The organism is Pseudomonas sp. LBUM1647 (assembly GCF_059716175.1).
This window is the reverse complement of the sequence record NZ_CP166809.1, coordinates 2,608,790-2,621,425: the sequence shown is the minus strand read 5'-3', so window position 1 is coordinate 2,621,425 and position 12,636 is coordinate 2,608,790. Positions and strand designations below refer to the sequence as shown.

Below are 12,636 nucleotides of genomic sequence, written 5' to 3'. Positions count from 1 at the left end.
CGACGTTCTAGGCAATTTGACGAGCACGGTTCTCCCAGAACGGCTTGCGCAGTTCGGTTTTCAACACTTTCCCGACACTGGACAATGGCAACGATTCCCGGAACTCGACACTACGCGGAACCTTGTAACCGGCGATACATTCGCGGCAGTGGGCGATAACCTCTTGCTCGGAGATGCGTGCTCCAGGTTTGCAAACGATCACTGCGTGAACCGTCTCGCCCCACTTGTCGCTGGGAATGCCTATTACTGCGACTTGGGTAACGGCCAGAAGTCTGACGATGGCGTTTTCGACCTCGGCGGTATAGATGTTCTCCCCGCCACTCACAATCATGTCCTTCAGCCGGTCGCAGATATAGACGAAGCCATCTTCGTCCATGTAGCCGCCATCGCCAGTGTGCATCCAGCCGTTTCGCAGCGCTTCGGCAGTGGCTTGCACGTTGTTCCAGTAACCGAGCATGACATTAGGCCCGCGTGCGACGATCTCCCCCACGGTGCCACGCGGCACCTCCCGATCTTCGGCATCAACGATACGGATTTCAACGCAGTTGACCGGCACCCCCGCCGAGTACATCTTACCGCTGCGCTGATGCTCCTCGCAGTGATACTCGGCATTGAGGATGCATGCGAAGGGAGACAGTTCGGTCATGCCGTAGCCCTGGATGAAGTCGGCTGCCGAAAAGGACTGGCGGGCTTGGTCGAGCAGTGCCGGAGAGATTGCCGAAGCGCCATAAGTGATTTTCCTTAGCGCGCTCAGATCAAGTTGGGCCGCAGCGGGATTGACTTCGCGCCAATCGAGGAGCATCTGCAGCATGGTCGGCGCCAGCCTGGTATTGCTGATCCGTTCCAGGCCGATGCATTCAAGTACCTCCTGCGGTTTGAAGGTTGATAACACCACATGCGTACCGCCGCTAATGAACAGTGAGACCATTGCCGACAGATCGGCTATATGGAACATCGGCATGGCATGCAAGAAGATAGTCTGAGGTCCGATCCCGGTCTGGTTGAAAGTGGCCAAGGCTGATAAAACGAGATTGTTATGACTGAGCATTACCCCTTTGGGGAAGCCCGTGGTTCCACCGGTATAAAAGACGCCCAGCAGAGAATCGCCACCACGAAGGGCATCTTCGACCGGCTCATACTGGGTGATCAGCGTTTCGTAGTTGAGCATGCCCAACGGGGTTTCGCCCTCGCCGGCATAAATCATCAGACGCAGGGTTTTCGCAGCAGCACTGATTTTTCCTGCCAGATCCAGGAAACTGTCGTCGACGATCAGTACACAGGTTTCAGAATCGTCCAATGAATAAATGATCTCCGCAGCGCTCCAACGGATGTTCACCGGGTTGAGCACGGCATCGGCCCAAGGGACCGCCAGATAGTATTCGATGTAACGCTGCGAGTTTAGCGAAAGCATCGCCACCCGCTCGCCGCTGGTCACGCCCAGGTCTTTTAGTGCGCCGGCCAGACGGGCGACTCGGTCGCCCAACTGGGCAAAGCTCAGACTACGACCTTGGTAACGAATGGCCGGTGTTTCAGGACGCTGTTGCATATGGCGATGCAACCCTTGGGTCAAGTACATCGAAATCTCCTATCTTGTTTTTTTAAAGAGTCCAGCTACCGATACTCGCACGCTGATTGTGGCGCCTCGTTCAGGCATCTGCCCCGATGCCAAACTCCGAAACAGACACCTAGAACGCGGAAATAAATCTATGTCCCTTCCAGCCTTTAAAAGCGGCGCAAAAGCACCGCCCGAAAAACCTGCAAGCATTCAACAGTGCAAGTTTCTTAACTGAAGGTTTTGATCAGAATGTCTTGCTGGCACTGACTACCACGGTCGCCGTGCAGACGTCGGTGTAACCGTAGTAACTCGCGCACTCGCTCTCGGAAAGATCCGTGTCGACGTAGCTAAGGCCCCAGTTGACCCCAAATGCGCTGCGGGTCAGCTTGGCTTCCCATTCGTGATAATCACCTCGAGCCTTGCCACTGTTTGACAAAAACACATCATCCTTGAAGTCGAAACGGCCATAGCGGACCTCCAGACCGACCTGATCCACAATCTCATGGTTGTACCCCAAGTAGGTGTAGAGCGTGTCCTGGTCTTTCCCTACAAAGTTCTTCAAGTCGTTGGAGTAATAACTGCCGAACTTGAAGCCGTAGGCTTTGAGGATGGCGTAGACCTCACTCATGTTGAACTGTGCTTCCTTGGCATAGGTGTACTTGAGATACCCCACATCAAGGCTGACATCGTCATTGAATGGAATGAAAAAGCCTGCGTAGTAATCTTGTTCAAGTCGCGTTTTCAGGTTCATTCCAAAGTCGACGTTTGAGGTCCAGACACCCGCGTAAGCACCGCTACTGTGTATCAAGGTGGCTTCCAACTGCGCAGCGGGGTCGCCAAGTGTCATGGACAATCCGCGGCTGCGGTAATCGCTGACCACCTGCGGCTTGAGCTCCAGTTGCAGGTCGTCAGTCAGCGGCACAGCCCAGGCAGCAAAAGGCATAAGCGTGCAGCAGACAGCGGTCGTAAGGGCAAGGCGATGCATAGGTCGAATCCTGTTTATTATTATTGGCAGGCAAGACTTCGTTCTTCCCGTGCCCCGAAGGGCACAGGTCAGGCATACGTTGGGGGGTTATGGGTGGCTGTAGACTTCGCGCCCGGAAAAGTAGGTCTTGAGCACTTGGGTGTCAGCCAATTGCTCATCGGGCACGCTGAACACATCGCGATCGAGGATGATCAGGTCAGCCTGTTTGCCCGCGGCGAGAGAGCCAATCTCCTTATCTAGACCGATCGCACGGGCGGCGTTGCGGGTGTAGGCGTAGAACATCGTTTCACGATCGATATCCTCATCCTTGTTGAGCACTCCCTTGGGGCCTTTGCGGCTGATGGCCTGACCTATGGCTTTCCACGGGTTGGGGGTACTGATCGGCCAGTCGCTGGCACCGGCAATGGTTGCGCCATTTTTCAGCAGCGAGCGCGCCGGATACATGAATTGGAATTGCATGGCACTGATGTAGGGTTTGAGTAAATCAATGCTCAATTCGTCGGCAGAGGCCCAGTACAGCTGCATGGAAGCAATGACGTTCAGCGGTTTGAAACGGGTGAATTCCTTGGGATTGACCATCTGCAAATGGGTAATCGAGTGTGTCACGCCACTCTGTCTGTCATGGCGTGCCCTCTCGATCCCATTGAGAGACTCCCTTACCGCCCGGTCCCCAATTGCATGTACGTGGACCAGCCAGCCACGGGCATCTGCGGCACTGACCAATTCACCGAAATGAGCGGGGTCGATCAACAGCTCTCCACCTTTTTTCGAGTTTTTATAGGGGGTCAGCAACGATGCCGTTTGAGCAGGAAACTCGGCGACACCGTCGGCAAATATCTTGATGCCAGGCAGGCTTAGATTATCGACGCCGACAAACTGCTTTCTGACCTCATTCAGCACGTCCAAATCCGCTGGTTTGCTCTTCGGATTGGCAACCATCAGAGCGGCCACCCGCAACTCCAACTCACCTTTTTCCGACAGTGCTTTGTAGACAGGTAAAACCCCCAACGTCTGTGCTGTAGGCTTGAAGTCGAATACCGCATCGCCAGGCATGGTATTGGCCGCTGGGTCCATCAGGGCAGTAATTCCCAGACTGTGGTTCAGATCACGCGCCGCCCGGCCCGCAGCCATCAACTGATCGAAGGAAGGAGAAGGAAGCTGAGACATCACCGCAGACAATCCGGCATCTGCGACGAATCCATTGGGAGTGCTGTCCTCATGGTGGCCGATGGTCGCCACGGCTTCGCCCTTGAGCGACTTGACCCGCTCGGCATCGATACCTGCTCGCTTGAGCATCGCCTTGTTGGCCCAACCAGTGTGGTAATCCCAACCTATGAATACGATCGGTGTATCAACCCATTCACCGCGATTGAAGTGCTTTTCAAGTTGAGCCACTTCACTCCAGTAGGTAGAGGGAAAACCACCAATACTGAGTATGTCGCCGTGTCGCGCCTTGCCATCATCTCGCCACGCGCGCAAACGCTGCTCCAGTTCGTCGAAGGGCAGCATTTGTCCTTCAAGGTCGGCCGCCTTGAGTTTCACCCCGCCAAAGATGGCATGGCTGTGGCTGTCAATAAAGCCTGGCATGACGACCTTACCTTTCAAATCAACCACTTGGGTCATGGCATCTTTGAGCGAAAGAATCTCGATATCACTACCGACCTTGAGGATCCGGCCATCGGCCACCGCTATGGCTTGTTGCTGGGGCTGACCCGGCTCGGCGGTGAACACCTTGCCGTTGTACAAAAGCAGATCGACTGCCGCCATGCTTTCCATAGATGAAAAAGCAATCGCCATGGTTAACGTCGCCCTGAGAATCTTCTTCATCGCCCGAACACCTTTTTTTATTAGAGTATCCGGGAGACTATCCAATGGAGGCGATGTAAAGAATACTTAAACAGCGAAACACATACTTTCCAAAAAGGTAAAAGTGAATGGATCAGCTCGGCGCTATCACTATGTTCGTCGCCACGGCGGAACAAGGCAGTTTTACGCGCGCGGCTTCCTACCTGGGCAAAACCACGTCGGCTCTGACCCGGGCGGTAACCCACCTTGAGACGGAATTAGGCACACGTCTTTTTGAGCGCTCTACCCGCCGAATTGCCCTGACCGAGGCCGGACAGATCTATCTGGCAAGCGCTCGACAGGTGCTAATTCAGCTGCAGCAAGCTCGGGAAGATCTTGACCAACTCCAGCAGGAGATGTGTGGCACTTTGCGAGTAGCGGCGCCACCGTCCTACGCTCCGGCGTTTCTGAATGCGGTGTGCTGTCGCTTTCTTGATAGGTACCCACAGATGCGTCTTGAGGTAGTTCTCACCGAAGAGTTCGTGGACCTGCTTGAGGGCAGCTACGATCTTGCTGTGCGTGACGGACCTGTTGGGCCGGATCTGATCGCCCGACCACTGACCGTCAACCGTATCCGACTTTACGCTAGCCCACGCTATCTACAGCGCAAGCCTCTTGAAGTCCTACCGCAAACGTTCGATCAACATGACTGGTTGATCTATCGACACCCTGCACTGAACCCGCATTACTGGTGGTTGACCCATGCAGGCGAGCGCCGGCGCATATTGCAGCCGGTGCCTCGCCTATCTAGCGATAGCTATGATCTTTTGTTTAGTGCGCTGTTGGATGGGCAGGGAATGCAATTCTGTCCACAGTGGAGTGCTGCTCCCTATCTGCGGCGTGGCGAACTTGTGCAACTGCTCCCCGATATAGACCCGGACCCGGAGCAATTCGGTTCTACAGTCCATGTGATCTATCCGGCACACAGACGCCACACACGCAAACTCCTAGCCTTTATTGAATGTCTCAGCAACTATCTAGACGAGGAAGCGCTGCATTAAGGGGGCAGTGAGGTTCTGAACCAGGGCGATCATCCCTCCCTTTAATTCCGGTCAAACTGGGTAGCGGGAGGGTGTTAACCATAAAAGAAAGTGCGGTTAACGACTGCCGCCGGGATAGTGAGAGCCCAATCTTCGACCACATTGGTGTCTCTACTCGCGCCTCACCATTCAGGAGCGTCTCCTGAATCTAGTCAGATCTCAGAGTTTTCGGCGAACGCAATCAGTAAATCTTCAACCACGGCTTGCTGTGCCTCGCTTGGTTGGCGGCCACTATGGTTGGCCAAGTGGAATTGCACGTTGAATTCTAACGTTTCTGGCCCTAATGCCTGCAACAGGCCTCGGGCTTGCCAAGGCACAGCGATGTGGCGCGGCAGGTAGCCAATGTGTGCGCCAGAAAGGATAAAGGCCAGACTTCCTTCGACTTGTTCGGTGCTCACACTACTGTGGTTGGGCTGGAATGGTTCGACCGAACTTGTGAAACGGTAAGGATGGAGCACTCCGTCACACGCGCTGAGCTGCATCTGGCTGGGGTGTGGAATACCGAATAACGGGTGGCCCTTACCGCAGTAGAGTCGTTGCTGCTCATTGAACAGAGGATGGTAATTCAGCGCACTTTGCTGGCCGGAGAAGTAGCTGATGGCCAGGTGCAGCTGGTTCTGCAACAGGCGCCGTTCCAATTCTGCCGGCATGGCACTGAGTAACTCGATCTGCACATCCTGGTTACGCTTACGAAAACGCCCAATGGCCTGCGCTACGCGGTGCAGCACCTGTACATCAAGGGCTTCGGATAGACCGATTTTGAGCTCGCCGAGCAGTTTATCTGCCATCCCCTGAGCTTCGCCTTTGAATTGTTCGATGGCGGTGAACAGCTTGCGCGTAGCTTGAAGCACCTGCTCACCTTTGGGTGTTAGGCGAAAGCCTGACTTGCCGCGCTCGCACAGGCGATATCCGAGTCGAGTCTCCAGCTTGGCCATTTGCGTGCTGATGGTGGACTGACCGATACCCAGTTCGCCTTGAGCCGCGCTAAAGCCGCCACACTCGACTACGCAGACAAACAGCCGAAGAAGCTGAAGATCAACGTCGTGAACTTGACTGAACATGGCGATTCCAAACATTGATAGCGGTAGATGCCAAGTTAGCACACTTCATATTTATCAGAAGCGAAATGCATCGCAGGATGTCCCGGCCAAATAATAAAAATAACTGAAGAGACCCCAATCATGCGTATGGCCCCCTGGCTTTTGTCGCTCTGTTGCGTGTTGTCCGTGCACGCCGAAGACAAGGTTCTGAATGTCTACAATTGGCCTGAGTACCTTCCGGTGCAAGCACTCAAGGAGTTTCAGCGCGAGACCGGTATCCAGGTCAAATACGATATCTTCGACAGCGCCGAGACGCTGGGCAGTAAGCTGCTAACCGGCGGCAGCGGCTATGACGTGGTGTTTCCGGCCTCCAGCGGGCTGGCGCAGGCGATCAAAGCCAAGGCGCTGCAGCCGGTCGACCAGGCACAACTTAAGCACTACACCAACCTCACCCCCGACCTGCTGGCCAACCTTGCCAGTTCCGATCCGGGCAATCGTTACGGTGTGCCTTACACCTGGGGCACGATCGGTCTGGGGCTCAACAAAGAGGCAGTGGCGAAGCGTATTCCCGATGCGCCGCTGAATAGTCTCGACTTGCTGTTCAAGCCGGAATATTCAAGCAAGCTCAAGGACTGCGGCATCGCCATGCTGGATTCACCGCAGGAAGTGATCAGCATTGTCCTCAATTACCTGGGGCACGACCCCTACAGTACGAACGAGGCCGACTTGGAGCAGGTGCAGAAACTGCTCGCCGAGTTGCAGCCGAACCTGCGCTATGTCGCCTCTGGCCGGCATATCGACGACCTGGCCAAGGGTGAGATTTGCCTGGCGCTAACCTACAACGGCGATGCCACCACAGCCGCCGCTCGTGCCAGCGAGGTTAAGCAGCCGTTCGAGGTGCTTTACCGCATTCCGCGTGAAGGCACACTGATCTGGTTCGACACCATGGCGATCCCGGCGGACGCACCGCACCCGCAGGCTGCGCTCGCCTTCATCGACTACATGCTGCGCCCGGAGTCGATAGCCGAGCTGACCAACACCCTGTTCTTTGCCAATGCCAACAGCGCCGCCACCCCTCTGGTTGACCCAGCCGTGAGCGGCGATCCGAACATCTATCCGTCACAGGAAGTGCGTGCCCGGCTATTCAGTGAGCAACTGCTTCCACTGCGCATGCAGCGCGAACGCACTCGCATCTGGACTAGTTTCCGCAGTCACTATTAAGGAGTTCATCGTGGAAGTATTTCAAGGCAACGATCTTGCCCTCACGCGTGAAAGTCTCTACGGCACGCAATCGGAACCGACCTACGGCGGCATCACCAGTTTCATGCGCCGGCGCTACACGCGTGATTTGAGCGGCGTCGATCTGGTAGTCAGCGGCGTACCGTTCGACACAGCTACCAGCAATCGTCCAGGCACTCGCTTCGGGCCAAGGGGAATCCGTGCTGCGTCGATCCAGACGGCCTGGGAGCGCCCTTTCCCATGGGAGTTTGATCCCTTCGATCATCTGGCTGTGATCGACTACGGCGATTGCAATTTCGATCATGGACAGCCGCAGAAGACTCCCGCCGCCATCGAAGCGCATGCCGATCACATTCTGGATGCGGGCTGCGGGATGCTGACTCTGGGGGGGGACCACTTCATTAGCTACCCATTGCTCAAGGCCCATGCGAAGAGGCACGGCGCTTTGTCGCTCGTGCACTTTGACGCTCACAGTGATACTTGGCCCGATGCCGACGACAGCGAGCAGGGGATCCATCACGGCACTATGTTCTATCACGCCGTCCGCCAGGGCCTGGTCGATCCGGGCCGCTCAGTGCAGGTCGGTCTTCGCACCACCAATGACGACACGATGGGCTTCCAGGTACTCGATGCCCGGCAAGTTCTCAGCAACTCACCGAAGGCTATCGCCGAGCTGATTCGTGCGCGGGTAGGTGATAACCCGGTGTACCTGACCTTCGACATCGACTGCCTCGACCCGGCCTTTGCACCCGGTACAGGTACGCCGGTCTGCGGCGGGTTGAGCACGCATCAGGCACTGGAAATCCTGCGTGCATTGCGCGGTATTAACCTGGTTGGGATGGATGTGGTGGAAGTCTCACCGCCTTACGATCACGCCGAAGTGACTTCGCTGGCCGGCGCGACCATCGCCATGGAGATGGTCTGCCTGTATGCCGCGCGGCACAAATTACCCGTCAGTTGAATATGCACGATGAGCCATCTTTTGGAGCTCTTGGCATGAACAAACAAGAAGAAATAGCAGCGTTGGCGATCCTTATTCGCGACCTGCGCGAGCACAAGAAATGCACCATGAAGGAACTGGCGGACAAAATTGGCTGCACGGTCGATTTTCTTTCGCTAGTCGAACGCGGTCTGTCACGTCCAACTGTGGCGGATTTGACGGCGATCAGCGAAACCCTCGGGGTGGCGACCACGTATTTCTATAGCTTGCCAAAACCCAAGAAACTGCCTTGGGTGACTCGACCGGATGAGCGACGTGCGCTGTATTTCGCCAATGGTATTACTGACATTTTAGTCTCACCGAAGATGTCAGCTCCCTTCTCCATGCTCGAAAGCCAGCTGGAGGCCGGTGCCAATAGTGGTGAGCGGTATATGAATGACAGCTCCGAACAGGGAGGTTACGTCCTGGAGGGAGAGTTGAAGTTATGGCTGGGCGATGACGACGAGCCAATCACCTTGTTCCCTGGAGACAGCTTTCAGTTGGCCCGCCACACCCTTTTCCGCTACGGCAACCTCACTGAACAGACGACCCGGGTTCTTTGGGTTTACACCTGATGACACCTATAAAGATCGAAGGAAAAACAACTATGAATGCTGTCTGTGCAGACCTGTTGGCTGAAGTGCGTGCGTTCCGCCTGTGCTACCCGCAGGTCCGCTACGTCGACCTGATTGCCCTGGATATTCCTGGGCACTTTTACGGTAAACGTTACCCGGTAGACATGCTGGAAAAGGTTGCCGCCGGCAGCGCTCTGAAGCTGCCGCAAAACTGCGTGCTGCTGGGTGTGCAGGGTGGGCTGTTCAAGATTGGCGACTACTGCTTCAACGACGGCGACCCGGATGCCCGTCGTCGTTTGATACCTGGCACACTCAAGCCGGTGACCTGGGAAGCACAACCGCTGGGGCAGATGTTGATTACTTCCGATGGCACGGCGACGCCTATCGAGTTCGAGCCACGGGAAGTCCTGGCGCAGGTACTGGATCGCCTGCGCAGCAAAGGCATTCACCCGGTGGTGGCCTTCGAGCTGGAGTTTTATCTGTTCGATAAAAAGTTGCGCGATGGACAACCACAGTTCCCACGCGATCTGCTGACGGACGATGCGGATGATCAGCCGAATATGCACATCGAACGGCTGTCGCGTTTTTCTCCGGTACTCGATGAAATGGTCGAGACGGCGCGAATCCAAGGCATCGACACCACGGTGATCACAGCCGAACTGGGTCCGGGTCAATTCGAAATCAATTTCGGTCACCTCGATGACGGCCTGCGTGCCGCCGACTGGGCCGCTCTGTTTTGCCGCAGCACTCGCGGTGTTGCCCTCAAGCACGGTTACCGCGCCAGCTTCATGGCCAAGCCTTACTTGCAGCACCCGGGCAGCGGCATGCACGTGCACGTCAGCCTCTACGACGAGAAGGGCAATAACCTGCTGGCAGCCAACCATCAGCAGGCGTTGCGCCATGCGGTTGCCGGGTGCCTGGAGCTGCTACCCCATTGCATGCCGATCTTTGCACCGAACCAGAACGCCTTTCGCCGTCTGGGCGGCACAGTGAACGCCGCGACGCGGGCCAGCTGGGGTTTTGAGGATCGCGATGCCTGTGTGCGGATTCCCGAGTCGGACCCGCAGAACCTGCGAATCGAATATCGTCTGGCCAGCGCCGATGCCAACCCTTACTTGGTCCTGGCTGCGATTCTGGTTGGTCTGGAGAACGGCCTGGTCACCGGCCATGAACCGATCGAGCCGCTCAACGAAGACCGCAGCAGCGGTATCGACTTCCCGCTGGAAATACTCGACGCGGTGCGTGCCATGCAGCACGAGCCACGGATACGCGAAGGGCTGGGCGCGGAGTTTGTCGATGTCTACTGCGAAAACAAGCGTCAGGACCATCTGGCCTTTATGCAAGAGATCGCTGCGCGCGAATACCGCTGGTATCTGTAGGTGGCAGCTTGCTGTTCCCGCGCGTTGACGTGGTTGGGCACAGCAAACGTTCTCCAGATTTGTCAGGTACGACTTTAGGAATCAACTATGAGCAAGCAAGTCAGCAACCCGCAGACACTCGAGTGGCAAGCACTGAGCAATGATCACCACTTGGCGCCCTTCAGCGATAACAAACAGCTGAAGGAGAAGGGGCCACGGATTATTACCAAGGCTGACGGGGTCTATATCTGGGACAGCGAGGGCAACAAAATCCTCGACGGTATGGCCGGGCTCTGGTGCGTAGCGGTCGGCTATGGTCGTGACGAGTTGGTGCAGGCCGCCAGCAAGCAGATGAAACAGTTGCCCTTCTATAACACCTTCTTCATGACTGCGCACCCACCGGTGCTGGAACTGGCCAAGGCGATTGCCGATATCGCGCCAGCCGGCATGAACCATGTGTTCTTCACTGGCTCCGGTTCGGAAGGCAACGACACCATGCTGCGCATGGTTCGTCACTACTGGGCGATCAAAGGCCAGCCGCAGAAGAAAGTTATCATCGGCCGTATCAACGGCTACCACGGTTCGACCGTGGCCGGTGCCAGCCTGGGCGGGATGCAAGGCATGCACGCCCAGGGAGGTCTGATACCCGATATCGTGCACATCCCACAGCCATACTGGTTCGCAGAAGGCGGCGACATGACGCCGGACGAGTTCGGCATCTGGGCCGCAGAGCAGTTGGAAAAGAAAATCCTCGAAGTCGGTGTAGACAAGGTCGCGGCTTTCATTGCCGAGCCGATTCAGGGTGCCGGCGGCGTGATCATTCCACCCGACAGCTACTGGCCGAAGATCCGCGAGATCCTCGCCAGGTACGACATCCTGTTCGTTGCCGACGAAGTGATCTGTGGCTTCGGCCGCACCGGCGAATGGTTTGGCAGCGACTACTTCGCTAACAAGCCAGACATGATGACCATCGCCAAGGGTCTGACCTCGGGCTACATCCCCATGGGCGGGCTGATCGTCAGCGACAAGATCGTCGAGATGCTCAACGAGGGTGGCGATTTCAACCACGGTTTCACCTACTCCGGGCACCCCGTGGCAGCGGCGGTGGCGCTGGAAAATATCCGCATCCTGCGCGAAGAGGAGATTCTAGAGCGCGTGCGTGAGGAAACGGCACCTTATCTGCAGCAGCGTTTGCGTGAACTGGCAGATCATCCGCTAGTGGGCGAGGTCCGTGGCGTCGGCATGCTCGGTGCGATCGAGCTGGTGAAGAACAAGCAGACCCGCGAGCGTTTCGAGGGCAAGGGCGTCGGCATGATCTGCCGCGGTCACTGTTTCGACAACGGCCTGATCATGCGCGCCGTCGGCGACACCATGATCATTTCGCCGCCGCTGGTGATCAGCAAAGCCGAAATCGATGAACTGGTGACCAAGGCGCGTCAGTGCCTGGATCTTACTGCCACTGAGATCCTCGGTTGAGCTAAGCGTCAGGTATTAACTCAGGTTCCGGGTGGTGGAACCTGAGTTGATCCACTGGTAGCCCAGTTCTAGTCAGAGTCCAGCGTATTTAATTTGGCTGCTACATTTTCCAGAATTATCGACTTTGGAGGACTGCATGGACGACCTTGCTGGGAAGGTGGCAGCGGGTGAGCCGCTATTGCGCAAGGCTCTGCAAGCAGTACGCCGTTACAACGAAGCGAACGGCGTGCTGCCGGCCGAGGAGGTCGAGCGCCTGCGGCTCGAAGCTAAAGCGCTCATGACTGCAGTGTCGGGGTATCAGCTTTGGGTACTGGGTAATCCGGCGCGGTTACTTCATTGAACTGGAAAAGGAACGCAGGAGAACTCACTGCGGGAGCAGCAACTGTTCATCGATTCTGACTGTCAAACTCGCTCTGAAACAATTTCACACAGCCTGGGTCGATTTCAGTCAGTCGTGACCGGCAGAAATCGGCCAGAAGCAGTCACTCCAGACACCGCCAGGAACATCCTAAGAACGCGCGCTATGTTCGCCAGCGAACAGACG

The 12,636-nt window shown here is 56.4% G+C and carries 11 protein-coding genes; 7 read left to right on the top strand and 4 right to left on the bottom strand.

Annotation, left to right across the window (positions count from 1 at the left end; all coding sequences use genetic code 11):
* Positions 1–7: 7 nt before the first annotated feature.
* From ACA059_RS11850 to ACA059_RS11840, 3 genes are all read right to left on the bottom strand, one after another.
* Positions 8–1,576 carry a long-chain-fatty-acid--CoA ligase gene (locus ACA059_RS11850; RefSeq protein ID WP_497633925.1) on the bottom strand — a complete coding sequence of 523 codons (1,569 nt, stop codon included), beginning with the start codon at positions 1,574–1,576 and terminating at the stop codon, positions 8–10.
* 223 nt (positions 1,577–1,799) lie between these two features.
* Entirely contained in the window at positions 1,800–2,540 is a 741-nt protein-coding gene (locus ACA059_RS11845) for a TorF family putative porin (protein WP_497633924.1), read from the bottom strand.
* 87 nt (positions 2,541–2,627) lie between these two features.
* Positions 2,628–4,367: an amidohydrolase gene (locus ACA059_RS11840; protein WP_497633923.1), complete on the bottom strand. Its 1,740-nt coding sequence runs from the start codon at positions 4,365–4,367 to the stop codon at positions 2,628–2,630.
* 107 nt (positions 4,368–4,474) lie between these two features.
* Between ACA059_RS11840 and ACA059_RS11835 the strand changes: the two genes are divergently transcribed.
* Positions 4,475–5,386: a LysR family transcriptional regulator gene (locus ACA059_RS11835; protein ID WP_497633922.1), complete on the top strand. Its 912-nt coding sequence runs from the start codon at positions 4,475–4,477 to the stop codon at positions 5,384–5,386.
* 191 nt (positions 5,387–5,577) lie between these two features.
* On the opposite strand, the gene ACA059_RS11830 is transcribed toward ACA059_RS11835, so the two are convergent.
* Positions 5,578–6,486 carry a LysR family transcriptional regulator gene (locus tag ACA059_RS11830; protein ID WP_497633921.1) on the bottom strand — a complete coding sequence of 303 codons (909 nt, stop codon included), beginning with the start codon at positions 6,484–6,486 and terminating at the stop codon, positions 5,578–5,580.
* Positions 6,487–6,606: 120 nt separating this feature from the next.
* On the opposite strand from ACA059_RS11830, the gene ACA059_RS11825 reads away from it, so the two are divergent.
* The 6 genes from ACA059_RS11825 to ACA059_RS11800 all read left to right on the top strand — a co-directional run bounded on the left by ACA059_RS11825 (position 6,607) and on the right by ACA059_RS11800 (position 12,432).
* Positions 6,607–7,686, top strand: a complete 1,080-nt coding sequence (locus tag ACA059_RS11825) for a polyamine ABC transporter substrate-binding protein (protein ID WP_497633920.1) — start codon at positions 6,607–6,609, stop codon at positions 7,684–7,686.
* Positions 7,687–7,696: 10 nt separating this feature from the next.
* A complete protein-coding gene (gene speB / locus ACA059_RS11820; protein ID WP_497452949.1) occupies positions 7,697–8,665 on the top strand; it encodes an agmatinase in 969 nt (322 codons plus the stop codon).
* Positions 8,666–8,700: 35 nt separating this feature from the next.
* On the top strand, positions 8,701–9,258 hold the full coding sequence (locus ACA059_RS11815) for a helix-turn-helix domain-containing protein (RefSeq protein ID WP_497452950.1): 558 nt from the start codon (positions 8,701–8,703) through the stop codon (positions 9,256–9,258).
* Positions 9,259–9,290: 32 nt separating this feature from the next.
* On the top strand, positions 9,291–10,637 hold the full coding sequence (locus tag ACA059_RS11810; protein ID WP_497452951.1) for a glutamine synthetase family protein: 1,347 nt from the start codon (positions 9,291–9,293) through the stop codon (positions 10,635–10,637).
* 87 nt (positions 10,638–10,724) lie between these two features.
* The gene (locus ACA059_RS11805) at positions 10,725–12,092 is read left to right on the top strand and encodes an aspartate aminotransferase family protein (RefSeq protein ID WP_497452952.1); all 1,368 of its coding nucleotides are present in this window, start codon (positions 10,725–10,727) and stop codon (positions 12,090–12,092) included.
* Positions 12,093–12,228: 136 nt separating this feature from the next.
* A complete protein-coding gene (locus ACA059_RS11800; RefSeq protein WP_497633919.1) occupies positions 12,229–12,432 on the top strand; it encodes a hypothetical protein in 204 nt (67 codons plus the stop codon).
* Positions 12,433–12,636 lie beyond the last annotated feature (204 nt).

Coding starts and splice junctions, on each gene's coding strand:
- ACA059_RS11850 (WP_497633925.1), bottom strand. CDS start 1,576: ATGTACTTGACCCAAGGGTTGCATCGCCATATGCAACAGCGTCCTGAA.
- ACA059_RS11845 (WP_497633924.1), bottom strand. CDS start 2,540: ATGCATCGCCTTGCCCTTACGACCGCTGTCTGCTGCACGCTTATGCCT.
- ACA059_RS11840 (WP_497633923.1), bottom strand. CDS start 4,367: ATGAAGAAGATTCTCAGGGCGACGTTAACCATGGCGATTGCTTTTTCA.
- ACA059_RS11835 (WP_497633922.1), top strand. CDS start 4,475: ATGGATCAGCTCGGCGCTATCACTATGTTCGTCGCCACGGCGGAACAA.
- ACA059_RS11830 (WP_497633921.1), bottom strand. CDS start 6,486: ATGTTCAGTCAAGTTCACGACGTTGATCTTCAGCTTCTTCGGCTGTTT.
- ACA059_RS11825 (WP_497633920.1), top strand. CDS start 6,607: ATGCGTATGGCCCCCTGGCTTTTGTCGCTCTGTTGCGTGTTGTCCGTG.
- ACA059_RS11815 (WP_497452950.1), top strand. CDS start 8,701: ATGAACAAACAAGAAGAAATAGCAGCGTTGGCGATCCTTATTCGCGAC.
- ACA059_RS11810 (WP_497452951.1), top strand. CDS start 9,291: ATGAATGCTGTCTGTGCAGACCTGTTGGCTGAAGTGCGTGCGTTCCGC.
- ACA059_RS11805 (WP_497452952.1), top strand. CDS start 10,725: ATGAGCAAGCAAGTCAGCAACCCGCAGACACTCGAGTGGCAAGCACTG.
- ACA059_RS11800 (WP_497633919.1), top strand. CDS start 12,229: ATGGACGACCTTGCTGGGAAGGTGGCAGCGGGTGAGCCGCTATTGCGC.